The organism is Pseudomonas sp. AC172 (assembly GCF_979258595.1).
This window is the reverse complement of the sequence record NZ_OZ409868.1, coordinates 5,539,386-5,556,291: the sequence shown is the minus strand read 5'-3', so window position 1 is coordinate 5,556,291 and position 16,906 is coordinate 5,539,386. Positions and strand designations below refer to the sequence as shown.

Below are 16,906 nucleotides of genomic sequence, written 5' to 3'. Positions count from 1 at the left end.
GTGTTTCAAGGGGCGTAAAAAAACCCGCCAAAGCGGGTTTTTTGTCGATCAGGTCACACGGGGTGATCAAAGCTCGGAGAAGCACTCTTCGATGATCGCCAGACCTTTGTCCAGTTGCTCGTCCGGCGAGGTCAGCGGTACGAGTACGCGCAGAACGTTGCCGTAGGTGCCGCAGGACAGCAGGATCAGCCCCTTGTCGCGCGCCTTGGCCACAACCGAGGCTACTGCTGCAGCGTTCGGCTTGTGGCTGTCGCCGTTTTCGAATAGCTCGACCGCGATCATCGCGCCCAGGGCACGGACTTCACCGATCACCGGGTACTTGGCCTGGATAGCTTTCAGGCCGGTGACCAGACGCTCGCCGACAGCCTTGCAGCGATCCAGCAGTTGTTCTTCTTCGAACACTTCCATCACCGCCAGAGCAGCGGCGCAAGCGATCGGGCTACCGGCGTAGGTGCCGCCCAGGCCGCCTGGCGCGATAGCATCCATGTATTCGGCCTTGCCGCAAACACCGGCGAGCGGGAAGCCGCCAGCGATGGATTTGGCGAACGTGGTCAGGTCGGCAGCAACGCCCATCTGTTCCATGGCGAAGAACGTACCGGTACGGCCAGCGCCGGTCTGAACTTCATCAGCGATCAGCAGGATGCCGTGCTGGTCGCACAGCGCGCGCAGACGCTTCATGAATTCCTTCGGCGCAACGTAGAAACCACCTTCGCCTTGAACCGGCTCGATGATGATCGCGGCGATGTCTTTCGGCTCGGCGTCGTTCTTGAAGATGCGTTCGATGGAAGCGATCGAGTCGTCGATGCTCACGCCGTGCAGTTCGTTCGGGTACAGCGCGCGGAAGATGCCACCTGGCATCAGGCCCATGCCGGCCGAGTAAGGCACGACTTTACCGGTCAGGCCCAGGGTCATCATGGTACGACCGTGGTAAGCGCCGGTGAAGGCGATCACGCCAGCACGGCCAGTGGCGGCACGGGCGATTTTCACGGCGTTTTCTACGGCTTCGGAACCGGTGGTGACCAGCAGGGTTTTCTTGGCGAAATCACCCGGAACCTTGGCGTTGATCTTTTCGCACAGCTCAACGTACGGCTCGTAAGCCAGTACCTGGAAGCAGGTGTGGGTCAGCTTGTTCAGCTGTTCGGTGACGGCAGCGATGATTTTCGGGTGCACGTGGCCGGTGTTCAAAACAGCGATGCCGCCGGCGAAGTCGATGAACTCACGACCTTCAACGTCAGTCACGGTAGCGTTTTTTGCCGATTCAGCGAAGATCGGGTGAATCTGGCCAACACCACGTGGAACAGCTGCGGTACGACGGGCCATCAGTTCAGCGTTAGTCTTGCTCATTACAGTCCTCATTCGCCGCTCATCGGGCGGCGTGGTTCAAGGATTAAGCGGGAGGAATCGACGGTGGCAGCATGCGATGATCGACTGCCACGGCGTTCCTGGCCGCAGAGAAAATTCCGGTTTGATACGACGCAAAGGGACAGCGCTCTCGTGCCCTTTGCGTTTGCAGCGATCCTTGTCCGGGCTTAGATGCCCAGGCAGAGGTATTTGATTTCCAGATAGTCTTCGATGCCGTACTTGGAGCCTTCACGGCCCAGGCCCGAGGCCTTGATGCCGCCGAACGGCGCGACTTCGTTGGAGATCAGCCCGGTGTTGACGCCGACCATGCCGTATTCCAGCGCTTCAGCGACACGGAACACACGACCGAGGTCGCGAGCATAGAAGTACGAAGCCAGACCGAACTCGGTGTCGTTGGACATCGCGATCACTTCGGCTTCGTCTTTGAAGCGGAACAGCGGCGCCAGCGGACCAAAGGTTTCTTCCTTGGCCACCGCAGCGTTTTTCGGCACGTTGGTGAGGATGGTCGGCTCGAAGAAGTTGCCTTCCATCGGCTTGCCACCGGCCAGTACGGTTGCGCCTTTGGCCACAGCGTCAGCAATGTGTTCTTGCACCTTGGCCACCGCTTTTTCGTCGATCAGCGGGCCAGTGGTGGTGCCATCTTCCAGACCGTTGCCGATCTTCAGTTTGGCTACAGCCACTTTCAGCTTCTCGGCGAACGCGTCGTAGACCGAATCCTGAATGTACAGACGGTTGGCGCAGACGCAGGTCTGGCCGTTGTTGCGGTACTTGGAAATGATCGCGCCTTCGACGGCCTTATCCAGGTCCGCGTCGTCGAACACGATGAACGGCGCGTTACCGCCCAGTTCCAGCGAGACTTTCTTGATGTCCTTGGCGCATTCCGACATCAGTTGGCGACCGATTTCGGTCGAACCGGTGAACGACAGTTTGCGCACGATCGGGTTGCTGGTCAGCTCGCTGCCGATGTCGCCGGCGCTGCCGGACACCACGCTGAAAACGCCCGCAGGAATGCCCGCACGCTGAGCCAGTTCGGCCAGGGCGAAAGCGGAAAACGGTGTTTGCGAAGCAGGCTTGAGCACCATGGTGCAACCGGCGGCCAGTGCCGGGCCGGCTTTACGGGTGATCATCGCGGCCGGGAAGTTCCACGGGGTGATCGCGGCGGTCACGCCGATTGGCTGCTTGATCACGATCAGGCGCTTGTCGGGCTGGTGGCCCGGAATCACGTCACCGTAGATGCGCTTGGCTTCTTCGGCGAACCACTCGATGAACGAAGCGGCGTAAACGATTTCGCCCTTGGCTTCGGCCAGTGGCTTGCCCTGCTCGAGGGTCATCAGACGCGCGAGGTCGTCCTGGTTCTCGATCATCAATTCGAACCAGCGACGCAGCTTGCCGGCACGCTCTTTGGCGGTCAGTGCACGCCAGGCCGGCAGCGCTTTGTCAGCGGCTTCGATGGCACGGCGGGTTTCGGCGGCGCCCATTTTTGGCACGGTACCGAGGATTTCGCCGGTGGCCGGGTTGTTGACCTTGATCGTCTGACCGTTATCCGCATCGACCCAAGCGCCATCAATGAAGGCTTGCTGGCGGAACAACAGGGTGTCTTTAAGCTGCATGTCGGCTTTCCTTAACAGCACCGCGGCCTGCGCGGAGCAAATTATGATTGTAGAAAGGCGCCTCGCAAGGCTGCCGTCAGGGAAATCAGTGACCGGGTGTGGCGCATCAACAGTGCACTATTGGTAGCACCTGCGCTTCAACATCCCGTCAACGAGCGTTTGAAATCTCAAACGGATCGTAGGATCAAAGGGGTTAAAGGACAATAGGTCGTTCGAAAAAAAGAACAAAAACGCCGTGTTTGTGGAATTTTTCAGATCAACGAGCCAAAAGCCCCCATCGCAGGAAAACCTTAGATCAACCCCGCCAAAGCGCCAAGCGAGGGTTTTGCAGGACGTTACAGCTTTAAGGAATGCAGCGATTTGCGCCGACACGCGCACTGACAATACCTGCTCAAACCCAGCATGGACGCCCCGAGCCGACCTAGGTATGATGTCGCCCGCTGCACCAGTAGCTCAGCTGGATAGAGTACTGCCCTCCGAAGGCAGGGGTCGTGGGTTCGAATCCCGCCTGGTGCGCCATTGATTTAAACGAGAAAGCCCCGGACTGATGAAGTCCGGGGCTTTTTTGTGGGCGATGGTTTTATGAAAAGATCGGTTGGAAACAAAATTACACGACAATCGGGTTCATTAGGCCAGCGGTTTTCGCCACACTACGTAGCCAAACCTGAGCCTTTGCGATCAATGTAAAGACTCGCCAGAACTGGTCGCGGACAGCCCAATGATTGATCAGAACGACACAGCCTATCCTGCAGCCCCTCAAGGGGAGCTTTTGCTTTTTGAAAGCTCCGAAGGTCAGGTACGCCTGGAATGTCGATTCGAGTCCGAAACGCTTTGGCTATCTCAGTCGATGATTTGTGAACTGTACGGTAAGGCCAAAGCAACCATCAGCGAACATATCAGCCATATTTTTGCCGAGGGCGAGTTGTCAGAGGATTCAGTTGTTCGGTTTTACCGAACAACTGCCGCCGACAACAAACCTTACAACGTCAAATATTTCAGCCTGCCCTTGATTATCGCGGTGGGATACCGCGTCCGTTCCAAGCGAGGAACCCAATTCCGTCGATGGGCCACCCAGGTAATTCAAGAATATCTGGTCAAGGGCTTCGCCATGGACGATGAGCGATTGAGAAACCCTCCAGTGGGGCACTCACAGGTACCTGACTATTTTGACGAACTGCTTGAGCGCATCCGAGATATTCGAGCCAGCGAAAGACGGGTTTATTTAAGGGTGAAGGATATCTTCGCGATGGCGGCCGATTATGTGCCGTCCAACAAAGATACGACTGCGTTCTTTCAGATCATCCAAAACAAGCTTCATTTCGCCAGCACTGGCCTGACTGCCGCCGAGTTAATCTTCCAGCGCGTTGACGCCTCAAAACCATATATGGGTCTAACCAACTTCAAGGGAGATGAAGTGCGCAAAAGCGATGTCACAATCGCTAAAAACTACCTCATCCAAGAAGAAATCAATGCTCTCAATCGCATCGTTACGATGTGGCTGGATTTCGCCGAAGACCAAGCAATGATGCGCAAACAGGTTTTTCTGCGGGATTGGCAGGAGAAGTTGAACCAGTTTTTGGAATTCAACAGCCGCCAGATTTTGCAAGGATCGGGGCACACAACTAATCAAGCAGCGGAAGAAAAAGCCCGAGCTGAATATGAAATTTATGCCGAACGACGCAGGGCTCTGAAAGAGACAGAAGGCGAACGGTCAGCCATTGAAGCACTTCGCCACATTTCACAAAAGAGTCGGCACTGAGCCCACTGCCTTGGATCAGGCGACCAAAAACTGAGCAAGCGCCTGAAGCTCAATTCATTCCGTCGTCCAATCAAACTCATCATATTCATCGTCGTCCTCTTCCCCCTCAACCTCCTCAAAAACCTCGTCCTCATCAACGACGTCTTCTTCCGGCTGGTTCAGCAGAAATTCCTTCCGTGCCTCGGTAATAGCGCGCCGCATCTCTTCGCCCTTTTCCGGGCAGTTGAGCAATTGGGCAATGCGGTCAATTTTCGATGCCACGTTGTCCTCCAGCGTATTGGCAATGCCCCGATAGTGCGCGTTTTTGCGGGGCATTGCCAAATGGCTGAGGTTTACAGGGTCATTTTTCTTGCAACTGTTCGAGTCGGGCGTCGAGATCGGCGTTCGGGTAGCGTTTGTGCAGGTTGTTGAACAGGCTGTCAGCTGCTTGCGACTGTCCGGATTGGCGCAGGCGCAGGACTTCGCGCAGTTGCGCGTCGAGGCCATTGGCCGGGGCGGTGGCGCGTTTGCTGAATTTGGCTTCATCGGCGCTGATGGCCTGATTTTGCATCGGCGCGGCCATTTCCATCATCGGCACAGGTGCAGGCATGGCGCCGGCCGGGGCGGACAATCGGTGCAGTTGCGCCGAGTCCGTGTCGGTCATGGGTACGGCAAGTTCGGGGGCTGGGGCGTAGTCGTACTGGCGCAGCGGCTCGGGGGTGCGCTGCACCAGCGACAACATCAATGCCACGCCGACGAGGCTGGCGAACGCGATTTGCCAGCGGGGTTTGCGGCAGGCGTCGAGCCAGCGTTGCCATAGGGTTGGTTTCGGCGCAGGGGTTTGACGCTGCGCAGCGTTGAGGATGAACGCATCGAGGTGCGCTGGCGGTTCGGCATTGTGCTGTTCTCGCACATGTTTGATCAGCGGATCTTCGGGTATCTGGCGGGCGTCAGTCATGTCAGTACCTCCTCGGCCAGCAGCCGACGCAGTTTTTGCTGGGCGTAGCGCAAGCGGCTTTTGACCGTTTCCAGCGGTGTTTCGGTGAGGCTGGCGATTTGTGCCAGGTCGAGGTCGCCGTGGGCGCGCAGCAGGAAAACTTCGCGCTGGTCGGCAGGCAGGGTTTGCAGGGCGCTTTCAAGGCGCTGGCTGTCGCGACTGAGGCTGAGCAGTTGTTCGGGATCGTTCGCCTCGTCGGTGACAGCGTGATTTTGCTCGTCGTAGCTGTCGTGCAGCGGTTGCCGAGCGCCGTGTTTGCGCCAGTGGTCGATCAGGCGATTGCGCGCGATCTGGAACAGCCATGTACGAAATGTCGCCCGGCCTTGTGGCTGACTGGCACTGCGGATCAGGCTCAGCCAGGTTTCCTGAAATACCTCGTCGGCCAGTTCCGGTTTGCCGCTCAATCCGAGTAGAAACCGATACAGCCCTTGACGATGGCGCGCGTACAAGATCTCGAACGCCGTGCCGTCGCCGTCGCGATAACGCGCCAGCAGCGATTCATCGCTGCTGGCGGTTGAGCTGTCTGCCGATGCAAACAGCTGACTGATAAAGCCTTTCAGACGACTCACTTATTCGATCCGTCGTTCAGTGGCCAGCGCATTCGATGCGGTTGAGCTGCGCAAACTCTGCGCCAGTTCGACCAGTTGCACGAACTCATTGCGCAAGCCGAAGCGATCATCACCGCGAGCGCCACGGGCCAATGCCTCGGTGTCTTTCAGGCTGAAGTCGCCGGTGTAACGACCGTCCTTGAGTTGTTGGGAGAACGCGGCAACGGCGGCGGCAAAGCGCAGATCCTCGCTGGCGGTTGCAACCTGATAGGCAATCGGCCGCTCGATCAGCAGACTTTTCCCACCTGCAGGCTGTTGATAACGCACACGCAGCATTGCCAATTCTCCGCTTTTTCCGGAAACAACCGGCTCCGACTTGCCGTAACGCAGCGGCTCCAACCAGCCCTTCTCACCCGTCGGAACAATTTCGTACAGCGCGGTCACCGTGTGTCCTGCGCCGATTTCGCCGGCATCGACCTTGTCATTGCTGAAATCCTCACGCTTCAACGCGCGGTTCTCATAGCCAAGCAGGCGATATTCGCTGACCTGCGCCGGGTTGAATTCCACCTGCAATTTGACGTTTTTCGCCACCACGGCAAGCGTCGAACTCAACTGATCCACCAACACTTTGCGCGCCTCGCGCAGATTATCGATGTAGGCGTAATTACCGTCGCCGGCATCGGCCAGTTGCTCCATCAGGTGTTCATTGTAGTTATCCACACCGAAACCCAGCGTCGTCAGCGAAATTCCGCTTTTGCGTTTATCCACAGCCATTTGTTTGAGGCTGTCGAAGTCGCTGACGCCGACATTGAAGTCGCCATCGGTGGCCAGGAGGATGCGGTTGATGCCTTTGGGAATGAAGGCCTGCTGTGCCTTTTGGTAGGCCAATTCAATGCCTGAAGCACCGGCGGTCGATCCGCCCGCAGTCAATTGCTCAATGGCTGTACGAATTTTCGCTTTATCCCGTCCGGAAGTCGGCTCCAGCACCACTTTCGATTCACCGGCATACACCACCAATGACACGCGATCCTGATCGCGCAACTGATCAACCAGCAATTTCAGCGTGCTTTTGACCATCGGCAGGCCTTCACGGCGATCCATCGAGCCGGACACGTCGACCAGAAACACCAGATTGGCCGGGGTCAATTCCGCCACCGCGCGGTCGGACGCCTTGATGCCGATGCGCAGCAGGCGTGTGTGCGGGTTCCACGGAGATACGGCCAGTTCAGTGGTCACGCCAAACGGCGAGCCGTCGCTGGGCAGCGCGTAGTCATAGGAGAAGTAATTGACCATTTCCTCCAGCCGTACCGCGCCTTCCGGCGGCAATCGGCCTTGATTGAGCAGGCGACGGACGTTGGCATAAGCGCCCGTGTCGACGTCGGCACTGAAGGTAGAAACCGGCGTCTCGGCGACGCTGTGGATCGGGTTATCGGCCAGCGTCTGATACTGCTCGCGCTGCTCGTCGCGATAGCCTTGTGGATAACTTTCACTCAACGGCATCGGCGCACTGCCCGCATTGGGCACCTTGTACAGCGCGCGCTTGGCCATTGAGGTGTCAGCCATGACCGCTTCCTGGCGAACTAGAACTTCGGACTGCGCCGGCGCTGGCACAGCAGCGGAATCGGGTGTGGACGAAGCACCGCAACCGGCGAGCACCAGCAGCACAGCAACCGCAACAGGACGCATGAGAGGAAGTGACATGGGGGCTGACCTCGGGATGAAATTGATCATTCATCCACTGAGACGGGCAGCCCTTTCAGTTCGGGTTAAACGCCGCTAAAAATATTCTCAGCGGTGATAACGCCGCACCGCACTGCTGTTACGCAGCACATGGCCTTTGATTTTTTCCATCAGCTCGGCACGGGTCAAACCGGCCGGCAAGGCGTCCGGCGCAAGATCAAGTGCGTAGATCTGGATGATGTAGTGATGCGCACTGTCGCCCACTGGCGGGCACGGCCCCATGTAATGGGTGTTGCCCTTGCTGTTGGTGCCGCCAACACCTTCGAATGCGGATTTGGCACCCACGCCCGCCGCGATCTGGTGCGTGGTGGCTTTGATGCCGTAATGAATCCAGTGATCGACGCCCAGGCCTTTCTGGCCGTCCGGGTCATGCATGACGATCGCGTAACTCTGGGTGCCGGCGGGGCCGGCGTTCCAGCTCAGGGCCGGCGACTGGTTCTTGCCGCCGCAGCCGGCCGCATCGCTGGCGGCTGCCGAGGTGAACAGGCGGTTATCGGAAACACCCGGGATGCTCAGGGTGAAACGCTCTTGGGCCTGCGCCGGAAACTGCACGCAAAGGGTGACGGCGAGGGCTGCCAGCCATGGGTTGAGAGAGGTCAATCGGGTCATTCCGGGAGCACCTTGTGCAGTGGGGCCGTCGTCGGCATGCAAACTATAGCTGTACCGTTGGTGCCGTGGCAGTGGCAAATGGCTGAACCTCGCACTGCCGCGCAAACTCACAAGAGAAATGCCCGCGAGGAAGCCGAACATGTCCCTGCACCGCGTCGCCCGTTTTGCCGATGTCCCTGAAGACCGTGGCCTGCAAGTTGAAATAGGCGACTGCAAGATTGTGCTGTTGCGCGCCGGTGGGCAGTTACGCGCCTTTCAGGGCGAATGCCCCCATGCCGGCGCGCCGTTGGCTGAGGGCGCGGTGTGTCACGGACGGCTGATCTGCCCGTGGCACAAGGCTGCGTTTCGCGCGGAGGATGGCGCGTTGTGCGAGCCACCGGCGCTCGACAGCCTCAAGCGTTATCCACTGGAACTGCGTGGCGATGAGGTCTGGGTCGATGATCAGCCGTTGGCGGATCCGCACACGCCGCCGGCGGATGATTCGCGCACGTTCGTGATTGTCGGCGCGGGTGCGGCCGGCACCGCGTGTGCGGCGGCGCTGCGGGAAAAAGGTTTTGGTGGCCGGATCGTGATGATCGATCGCGAGGCAGATGCCGGTTACGACCGCACGGTGCTGAGCAAATTTGTCCTCGCTGGAGAAATGCCCCCCGAGGAAACCCCACCGCTGCGAGATGAAGCTTTTTATAAAGAGCAGCGTATTGAGCGACTGGAAAACGAAATCACCTCGCTCGACGCCTCAAGCAAGGTTTTGCACCTCAGCGATGGCCAGATCTTGCGCTACGACGCGGCCGTGCTGGCCACCGGCGGTGAGCCCAACCCGCTGAAGTTACCCGGAGCCGAACTTCCGCAGGTGTTCGTGCTGCGCTCAAAAGCCCAAGCCGAACAGATCATGAAAGCGGCCAGCCCCGATCAACGCGCCGTGATCATCGGTGACAGCTTCATCGCCCTCGAGTGCGCCTCGGCCCTGCGCCAGTATGGCCTCGATGTCACGGTGCTGGCTCGCCACGCGATTCCCTTCGCCGCGCAATTTGGCGAGGCCGTGGGCAAAGCCATCCGCGCTTTGCACGAGGAAAACGGAGTGAAGTTCATCACCGAGCACGAAGCCACCGAGATCATCGGTGAGGGCAAGGTCGAAGCGGTGCTGCTGGACAATGGTCTGCGGCTTTCAGCCGACTTGGTACTGGCTGGGATCGGCGTGCGTCCGGCGACCGAAGCATTCGCCTCACTGCCGAGGGAAAAGGACCAGTCATTGCGCGTCGACGACGGCATGCGTGTGAGCGAAAGTCTGTGGGCCATCGGTGACATCGCTACTTTTGCGCTGCATGGTCAGCCGCAACGCATCGAACATTGGCGTCTGGCCCAGCAGCACGCGCGAATCGCGGCTACCAACATGCTGGGTGGCGAGGAGCATTATCTGGACGTGCCGTTCTTCTGGACCTGGCACTTCGGCAAGAATTACGACTACCTCGGCCACGCTGAGCACTGGGATGAGGTGGAGTTTCTCGGCGAGCCTGAACATCCGCCATTCATTGGGCTGTTCGGTAGAAACGGTGTGGTAGTTGCCGCCGTGGCTTGCGAGAAAGAAAGAGCGATGGCGTTACTCACCGAGCGCATGAAGCAACCGCTGCCGATGGAAGAGGCTTGGGAACTGATCCGCGATTAGCGGCCGATTGATCGTTCCTACGCTCCTGCGTGGGAACGATCAATTAACGGGGAAGAGGTTCGCGATTATCGTCATCCTCGGCATGCAGAAAAATCACCCGCGGATGCTCCAGCGGTGCCAGCGGCGGCGGCAATTCTTCCTGCTGCACCGGCCAGAAATGCGTCACCACATGGCTGATGTCGCCTTCCTGATCGTTGTGAATGGTCATCACCCCGGGCGTGCGCAGTTTCTGAAAGCGGTCATCGCAAAGTTTGAAACTCTTGCTCAACCCTTCATCGTCGATCACCGGCGAAGGCAACCGCCGCTGGGCAAAACTGCGACTCTTGCGCTGCTGATAACGCGCCCAGGAAATCAGAATCACCGCGTTGACCAACGCCACCCACAGATAAATCTGCAAAGTGCCCAGCGCATCGAATGCCGAGTTGTCGATGCGCGGCCCACCGGCGTGGGTTTCAATCAGCGGCCACAACCCGCGTATCAGCAAGAACAGCAGCCCCACCCACGCAACCACGGTAAGCACCACATCGACCACGACCAGAAAAGGTCGCTGGCGGGTCCGGATGATTTTCATTTGATGACCTCCTCTTCGTCGTCGCCGATCGGTTTGATACCCCGGTCAGGACTGACCCAGCGCGCACGTTTCTGATGTTGGCCGAACAAGACTTTCGGGAAGCTGACCAGTGTGGTCAGCAAACTGACAAGCCAGAATGCAATCGGGTACCAGACCACCCAGAACATGGTTTTGCCCAGTCCCGGCTCGTAGCGGCGGTCGATAATGATGCTGACGGCGAACTGCACCAGACAAACAAACGCCAGCAGCAACCCGGTAAACGCTGGCGGCATCAGGTGATCCACCGCGATGGCCTCGGGCATGACCACGAACTTGCCGACGCCCCAGAAAATCACCGACAACAGGAAAGTGAACGCCCAACCGGTCGACAGGCAGTATTCGAACAGCAGCGGCCACAGGTAACGGTGACGGTACTGCCAGATGCCACGGATGTTTTTGAACAGCACTTCGGCGCCGCCCTGCGCCCAGCGCAAACGCTGCTTCCACAAACCACCGAGGGTTTCCGGCATCAGGATCCAGCACAGCGCGCGCGGCTCGTAGAAGATGCTCCAGTGATCCAGTTGCAGTTTCCAGCTGATGTCGATGTCTTCGGTGATCATGTCCGGGCTCCAGTAACCGACCCGGTTCAGCGCGCTACGGCGGAACGCGACGATCACGCCGGACACGGTGAAGATCCGTCCAAAGACCCGTTGCGTGCGTTTGATCAAACCGATAATCGAGGAGAACTCGCCAACCTGCACTCGCCCGACCAGCGTCGAACGCGTGCGAATCCGTGGGTTGCCGGTCACCGCGCCAAGACGTGCGTTATCCAGCATGGGTGCGACCAGATATGCCGCGGTGTTCGGCGCCAGCAACGCATCACCATCGATGCACACCAGATACTCACTACGCGCAGCGATCGCTCCCATACGCAGGGCCACAGCCTTGCCCTGGTTTTCCGCCAGGTGCAGCACGCGCAGGCGCGGATCTTCCTTGGCCAGCGCATCGAGCACTTGGGCGGTGTTGTCCTTGGAGCCGTCGTTGATCGCAATGACTTCGATGTTCGGGTAATGCTGGGCCAGCGCCGCGTGGATGGTGTCGGCGGCGTTGTCACCTTCGTTGTAGCAAGGGATCAGAATCGAGATCAGCGGCTCGCCTTCCAGCGGTGGCGGCAAGGTGTCGTCCTTCCACGGCCAGTGCCGCTCCCAGTGCAGCCAGAAATACAGACCACCTGCAATCCACAACCCGGACATGAACAGCGGGTAGAAGAACACGAAGTCCATCAGGAACTGCCCGGTGACCAGGAAGATCAGGCCCAGCGGCACCCCGAGGACGAGCGCCAGAACAAGCAGGGCTAACAGTCTATCCAGCATGTTATGGATTCCATTTGTTGGAGAGCGCAGGCCTTAGGGTTTTCAGGTCCGGCAGGTTGTCGAGGAAGTTGTCCGGGTAATAACCGAAACTGGTCGCGCCCTGACGCTTGAGGCGACCCATCCAATCGGCCAGATGCGCGCCGTCGATGTCGGCCTGATCCTTCTTGGTCCAATCGCGGGCCTGCAATTCGAACACCGTGCGATCCAGCGCGCCGGGGCGCTTCTTGACCGTGGCCACCAACGCTTCCAGCCACGGGCCGGACTCTGCCTGGGTCTGTTTTTCCATCAGCGGCATGGCCATCGGCGCCGTCCAGTCGTAGGTCGCGAGGAAGTCATCGAGGTTCTGTGCGTACCACTCTTCGCTGTGTGGATTGAGCATCGGCTCGGCGAAAATATTGCGTGCGGTCTGCACCTGCGGGCCACGAATTGCACGGACTTTCGCGGTCAGCTCGTTGGTGAAGTCGATGAGGTATTTGCTCTTGAAGCGCGTCCAGCGCTGCATCGCGGCCGGGTCATCGCGCAGCGCGGCAATCGAGCCGGGCAAACCTTGGGCTGCGTAGGCTTTCAAAGCTTCAGGGCTGGCATCTTCAAAGTCCGACAGCAGCGCATCGTCGTGATAGAGGATGCCGTCGACCGAGGTCAGGCGCGCCACGTCCTCGTAGATTTCACCGATGAGCCGCCGCACCTCGGGATCGAAGGGCGACAGGCGCTGGTACTGATTCGGGTCCACCGCAGTAGTGCCGGTTTTCGGGTCCCAGCGGGTAACGCGAGGCAGTTTGGAATCGAGGCCGAAACTCAGAACCGGCATCCACGCAAACACCTTCACATGAGCGCGAGTGCGCAGTTGCCAGGCAACGCGGTCGAAGATGTCGGCGCGCACCGGCAAGTGGCGATTGGGGAAGTACAGCGAGTGCACCAGACCATCACCTTTAGGATCAGCGAAGGCCTGCAGGAATACCGTGTTGGCACCCATGTCGGCCATGCGCTGCACCAGTTTGCCGAGGTTGATGTCCTGTTGCGCCGGGTCCGGGTCGTAGACGTTGTCCAGATCAACATGGACCACGCGCATGACGAAATCCGATTGCACGCCGACGACGCTGTTGGCGAAATGCTCACCATCAGGGTCGGAGGCGACGAGGAAGCGCGGGCTGCTCATCAGGTTGTCGAGGGCGTCGAGACCGTCGTCCAGCGTCAGGGCCATTTCATAGCCCTGCTCACCGACCACGGTCAGCGAAGTACCGTCCGCCGTGCCATACGGCCACACCCAGACACGCGGTTTCTTGCCGGTAACCTTGCGGATTTTTTCCGAGATGTTGTTCACGTCGGTGCGAATCCGCGCCTGGAAGTCAGCCTCGGATTCATAGCGTTTGGTCAGCGGATCGTAGCGCCGGGTCGCCGCAGCCGGCTGCATATTGCCCTGCGGATTGGCCAGAATCCCTTTGTGATTGGCGTCGGTGTGCGCGGCGATTTCTACCAGACCGGATTGCGAAATCTCGCGCACTTGATCCCAAGTCAGGAAGTCGGAACGTACGCGTGGGGCACCGGCGAAGTCCACTGGCTGATTGAGCGGCGTGTCGATCCAGCTGCCGACCGGCGCCAGCAGCGCGTGCCAGTTATAGGCGCGTAGTACCGGCAGCACACGGGTATAGAAGCTCGAATAACCGTCGTCGAAACTGAGCAAAATCGCTTTCGCCGGCAGTTCCGGGCCGCCCTTGCGCGCGGCCATGATCTGGTCGACCGTCACCGGTTTGTAGCCGTTCTCGCGCAACCAGGCAAGCTGCTCGATCATGCGCTCGGTGCGCACCGCCACAACCGCCTGATCGGGGTCACGGTCTTCGACATCGTGATAGGCGATGCCGAGCACGTGGTTTTTCGGCCACGGTTTTTCGCTGGCCGCCAGCGGACGCTCGGACGGCGGCGCGAAGGCCGGAGCTTGCTGGGCGCAGGCGCTGATCAGAAGCGCTCCCAGCAGAAGGATGAAACGCGAAATCAAAGGCATCTTCAAACTCTTCTAGAAGCGGAAAGTGAGGTCGACGAGCAGACGCAGATCGGTCTCCCGATCACCGTCGTAAGGCCGGTTGATCACACTGAACAAACCGCCCACCTCGAACACGTCGTTCCAGGCATAACGCTGGCCGTAGCCGAGCAAGGCCATGCCGCCGGTACCGTGATCACGCTGGCTGTACGTCCCCGCGCCGGCCTGGAATTGCTGGCTCCAGGCCGTTTCGTAGCGGTGGTAGAGCACGTGATTGACGTTGACCAGCGGCATCACGCTGAAGTCGGATTTGGGGTTGAAGTACGGCACGTCATCGGACATGGAGTTGTGACTGGTGCCGACTTCCAGACCGGCATCGACCTGCACGTTCGGCGCGCTGTAGACGCCCTCGCGGCCGGTGAGCAAGGCTTCGACGCGGTTGTTGCCGTCGCTGAAGTGCGAGGGGCTGACCGACAAGCGCCACTCGCGGCTCTCGTTGGCGCGCCAGCGGATGAAACCGCTGCCGCCGTTGGCCTTGATGTCGCTGTTAAGCGCGCGCAACGGTGTCTCGGCCGACAGATATTCGAGGCTGCCGCCGTATTGCCAGTTGTCGTTGATGTCACGGGCGATCGCCAGACGCGCGCCCTGTTTGTCGCCGAAACCGTAGGAGTGGTTGGAAACTTCCGCTTCAAGGGTCATGTCGCGGGTGCGCCGCTCCAGGCCAACACGCTGGAAGCGATGGTTACCGGTGCCTTCAGCGAAGTCGCCGGTGGCATAACCGGCCCCGGCGAACACGCGCCAGTCTTCATCGATGGGCGGGCTGTACAGGGTGGTCTGAATGCCAAAATCGCGGCTGCCGCTGACGGCGCCGGCATCGCCACTGCCGCCGCCATTGGCCTTGCCGCCGTAGGCTTCGACGCGCAGCTCGGACATGTCATGCACTTCGCGTTCGCGGGCCAGACGCTGCACCTGGCGGTTGTCCGGATAACGTGCGACGACGTCGTCAGTCAGTGCATCCATTTGCCGCCATTCCTGCAGTTCCATGGCCGTGTGAGCCTGACCAATTTCCAGGCCCATGTCCCGCGGCACCATGCTCTCGGTTTCCTTGAGCTGCATTTCTGCGCGGCGCGGCCAGTTGCGGGCGAGGTACAAATCGGCCTGAGCCAGACGTAAACCGACGTTGCCCGGCGCCTGATCGACCAGGGTCTGCAAGCGCTCCTCACCGTGAGGCAAATCGGAACCGTAAGTCCCGGCCTGCGCGGCGAGTTGCTGGGCATCCATCCATTCATCGTTGGGGTTGCCGATCGGCAAGCCTTTCAGTTCGATACGCGGGCGCTGGGACTTGGCGGCGTCTTCAGCGACTTTGCGCGCTTCATCGTTGCGGTCGCTTTCCAGCAACGCGTAGTACAGCGCCGTGGTGTCTTCGAGGCGATCACCAACATCGGCGTCCGGCGCCGCCAGCACTTGGCGATAGAGGTCGGTGGCGATTTCCGGCTGGCGTTGATCCAGATACGACGCCGCCACCCAGCGCAGGGCGTAAGTCGGAATCTTCACGCCTTCGGTTTGCAGCTTCTGGTACTCAGTGATGACGTCGGCGGTGCGTGCGCGGGCCTTGAGCGCGCCCATGCGGTCGATGCGCCAACGGGTCACGTCATCATGAGCGGTCGCGTCAGGCGTCCAGGTGGCGAGCAGTTTGTCGTAGTCGGCCAGCGCGCGGTCGGCGATGACATAGCGTTCTTTTTCACTGCGCGTGGCGAGTTCGGCCAGGCGTACGCGCTCGGCGGCGAGATCGCCTTCGAGGCGACGCAACGTGACCGGATCGATCAACCCCGGACGCTGATTGGCCAGACGCAGCGCCGGTTCCGGCAGACGCGCCTTTTGCAGGGCGACCACGTATTCACGGGCGACTTCCGGTTTGCTGCCGGCGCGTTTGAAGGCTTGATCGTATTCGAACAGGGCGTCGTAGGGTTTGTTGTCGCGGGTCAGGGCGTAGCCCAAGGCGAGACGACGAGACGGATCATCAGGTTTGGCCGCCACCAGCGCTTTGGCGCGGCTCACCGCTTCGTCGGGCTTGCCGGCGTCAGCCTGGGTCAGGGCCAGGCCCAATTGCAGGTCGGCGTTGTCCGGTTCCAGCGCCAGGGCTTTGTTGTAGACCTGAGTGGCCTGATCCCAGCGCTTGAGGTTGCGATAGGCGCGTGCAGTGGCAGTCAGCGCCTGCACCGGCAGGACCCGATCACGGCCCTGGGTTTCATAGACCTGCACCACTTCGGCATCGAGGCCGGCCCAACTGGCGATTTGCAGGTGATCGCTGATCTGCCCGGTGGTCGACTGGCCGGGCGGCACCTGACGCAGCACCGTCAGCGCAGGCGCGTACTGCCCGGCACGGGCGTCGCGCACCATCTGATCGTAGGGTGTGTCGGCAAACGCCAGCGCCGGCCAAAGCAATTGGCTACACAGCGCAACTCGGAACAAAGGGCGTAAACCACGATGTAATACAGGAACATCAATACGCGGCATTCGTCAGCATCCTTACATGGCCAGCCGGGTCGCAATGCCCTCCTTGCCCATTCGTAACGGTGGCCGCCAATGCACATCCAACGGCCAAGCTTAGTCAGGCAGTCTTGCACGCAAGCGTAGACCAGAATCCAGAACACAATAATTGTTCAGAATCCTCGCGACGGCTCAGCCGCAACGCCAAAAACCCGAACACCAGACAGCAAAACGCCCGGCGTCTGTTCAAC

Annotated in this window: 13 protein-coding genes and 1 tRNA gene; 3 read left to right on the top strand and 11 right to left on the bottom strand. The window is 59.8% G+C overall.

Features of this window, described 5'->3' with window-relative positions; genetic code table 11:
* Positions 1-66: 66 nt before the first annotated feature.
* Positions 67-1,344 carry a 4-aminobutyrate--2-oxoglutarate transaminase gene (gene gabT, locus ACZ0A4_RS25095; protein ID WP_007917687.1) on the bottom strand — a complete coding sequence of 426 codons (1,278 nt, stop codon included), beginning with the start codon at positions 1,342-1,344 and terminating at the stop codon, positions 67-69.
* 185 nt (positions 1,345-1,529) lie between these two features.
* Positions 1,530-2,972 (bottom strand): NADP-dependent succinate-semialdehyde dehydrogenase, encoded by a 1,443-nt coding sequence (gene gabD / locus ACZ0A4_RS25090; protein WP_093440380.1) that lies wholly within the window; start codon positions 2,970-2,972, stop codon positions 1,530-1,532.
* Positions 2,973-3,414: 442 nt separating this feature from the next.
* Between gabD and ACZ0A4_RS25085 the strand changes: the two genes are divergently transcribed.
* A tRNA-Arg gene (locus tag ACZ0A4_RS25085) sits at positions 3,415-3,491 on the top strand.
* Between the two features lie 199 nt (positions 3,492-3,690).
* Positions 3,691-4,731 carry a virulence RhuM family protein gene (locus ACZ0A4_RS25080; protein ID WP_016987610.1) on the top strand — a complete coding sequence of 347 codons (1,041 nt, stop codon included), beginning with the start codon at positions 3,691-3,693 and terminating at the stop codon, positions 4,729-4,731.
* Positions 4,732-4,785: 54 nt separating this feature from the next.
* On the opposite strand, the gene ACZ0A4_RS25075 is transcribed toward ACZ0A4_RS25080, so the two are convergent.
* The 5 genes from ACZ0A4_RS25075 to ACZ0A4_RS25055 form a co-directional block, all read right to left on the bottom strand.
* Positions 4,786-5,052 (bottom strand): hypothetical protein, encoded by a 267-nt coding sequence (locus ACZ0A4_RS25075; RefSeq protein WP_016987611.1) that lies wholly within the window; start codon positions 5,050-5,052, stop codon positions 4,786-4,788.
* Between the two features lie 19 nt (positions 5,053-5,071).
* Positions 5,072-5,668 (bottom strand): hypothetical protein, encoded by a 597-nt coding sequence (locus ACZ0A4_RS25070; RefSeq protein WP_463576720.1) that lies wholly within the window; start codon positions 5,666-5,668, stop codon positions 5,072-5,074.
* Positions 5,665-6,246 carry an RNA polymerase sigma factor gene (locus ACZ0A4_RS25065; RefSeq protein ID WP_463577633.1) on the bottom strand — a complete coding sequence of 194 codons (582 nt, stop codon included), beginning with the start codon at positions 6,244-6,246 and terminating at the stop codon, positions 5,665-5,667. The genes ACZ0A4_RS25070 and ACZ0A4_RS25065 overlap by 4 nt, the downstream gene beginning before the upstream one ends.
* 30 nt (positions 6,247-6,276) lie before the next feature.
* Complete coding sequence (locus ACZ0A4_RS25060; RefSeq protein WP_463576719.1) at positions 6,277-7,956, bottom strand: vWA domain-containing protein; 1,680 nt, start codon at positions 7,954-7,956, stop codon at positions 6,277-6,279.
* Positions 7,957-8,043: 87 nt separating this feature from the next.
* Entirely contained in the window at positions 8,044-8,604 is a 561-nt protein-coding gene (locus ACZ0A4_RS25055; RefSeq protein ID WP_150649875.1) for a YbhB/YbcL family Raf kinase inhibitor-like protein, read from the bottom strand.
* Positions 8,605-8,743: 139 nt separating this feature from the next.
* Here ACZ0A4_RS25055 and ACZ0A4_RS25050 point away from each other — a divergent pair, with 139 nt between their 5' ends.
* Positions 8,744-10,267: an FAD-dependent oxidoreductase gene (locus ACZ0A4_RS25050; RefSeq protein ID WP_463576718.1), complete on the top strand. Its 1,524-nt coding sequence runs from the start codon at positions 8,744-8,746 to the stop codon at positions 10,265-10,267.
* A gap of 43 nt (positions 10,268-10,310) precedes the next feature.
* Here the strand turns inward: ACZ0A4_RS25050 and pgaD are convergent, their stop codons facing one another.
* Genes pgaD through pgaA form a run of 4 tightly spaced genes read right to left on the bottom strand, consistent with a single transcriptional unit; the run spans position 10,311 to position 16,682 of the window.
* A complete protein-coding gene (gene pgaD, locus ACZ0A4_RS25045; protein ID WP_463576717.1) occupies positions 10,311-10,838 on the bottom strand; it encodes a poly-beta-1,6-N-acetyl-D-glucosamine biosynthesis protein PgaD in 528 nt (175 codons plus the stop codon).
* On the bottom strand, positions 10,835-12,190 hold the full coding sequence (pgaC, locus tag ACZ0A4_RS25040; RefSeq protein ID WP_463576716.1) for a poly-beta-1,6-N-acetyl-D-glucosamine synthase: 1,356 nt from the start codon (positions 12,188-12,190) through the stop codon (positions 10,835-10,837). The genes pgaD and pgaC overlap by 4 nt, the downstream gene beginning before the upstream one ends.
* Before the next feature lies 1 nt (position 12,191).
* On the bottom strand, positions 12,192-14,189 hold the full coding sequence (gene pgaB / locus ACZ0A4_RS25035; protein WP_463576715.1) for a poly-beta-1,6-N-acetyl-D-glucosamine N-deacetylase PgaB: 1,998 nt from the start codon (positions 14,187-14,189) through the stop codon (positions 12,192-12,194).
* A gap of 12 nt (positions 14,190-14,201) precedes the next feature.
* Positions 14,202-16,682 (bottom strand): poly-beta-1,6 N-acetyl-D-glucosamine export porin PgaA, encoded by a 2,481-nt coding sequence (gene pgaA / locus ACZ0A4_RS25030; protein ID WP_463576714.1) that lies wholly within the window; start codon positions 16,680-16,682, stop codon positions 14,202-14,204.
* Between the last annotated feature and the right edge of the window lie 224 nt (positions 16,683-16,906).

What these genes read in the sequence shown, in the direction of transcription:
- gabT (WP_007917687.1), bottom strand. Translation starts at nt 1,344, where the DNA reads ATGAGCAAGACTAACGCTGAACTGATGGCCCGTCGTACCGCAGCTGTT.
- pgaB (WP_463576715.1), bottom strand. Translation starts at nt 14,189, where the DNA reads ATGCCTTTGATTTCGCGTTTCATCCTTCTGCTGGGAGCGCTTCTGATC.
- ACZ0A4_RS25070 (WP_463576720.1), bottom strand. Translation starts at nt 5,668, where the DNA reads ATGACTGACGCCCGCCAGATACCCGAAGATCCGCTGATCAAACATGTG.
- ACZ0A4_RS25055 (WP_150649875.1), bottom strand. Translation starts at nt 8,604, where the DNA reads ATGACCCGATTGACCTCTCTCAACCCATGGCTGGCAGCCCTCGCCGTC.
- pgaD (WP_463576717.1), bottom strand. Translation starts at nt 10,838, where the DNA reads ATGAAAATCATCCGGACCCGCCAGCGACCTTTTCTGGTCGTGGTCGAT.
- gabD (WP_093440380.1), bottom strand. Translation starts at nt 2,972, where the DNA reads ATGCAGCTTAAAGACACCCTGTTGTTCCGCCAGCAAGCCTTCATTGAT.
- ACZ0A4_RS25080 (WP_016987610.1), top strand. Translation starts at nt 3,691, where the DNA reads ATGATTGATCAGAACGACACAGCCTATCCTGCAGCCCCTCAAGGGGAG.
- pgaA (WP_463576714.1), bottom strand. Translation starts at nt 16,682, where the DNA reads ATGCCGCGTATTGATGTTCCTGTATTACATCGTGGTTTACGCCCTTTG.
- pgaC (WP_463576716.1), bottom strand. Translation starts at nt 12,190, where the DNA reads ATGCTGGATAGACTGTTAGCCCTGCTTGTTCTGGCGCTCGTCCTCGGG.
- ACZ0A4_RS25060 (WP_463576719.1), bottom strand. Translation starts at nt 7,956, where the DNA reads ATGTCACTTCCTCTCATGCGTCCTGTTGCGGTTGCTGTGCTGCTGGTG.
- ACZ0A4_RS25050 (WP_463576718.1), top strand. Translation starts at nt 8,744, where the DNA reads ATGTCCCTGCACCGCGTCGCCCGTTTTGCCGATGTCCCTGAAGACCGT.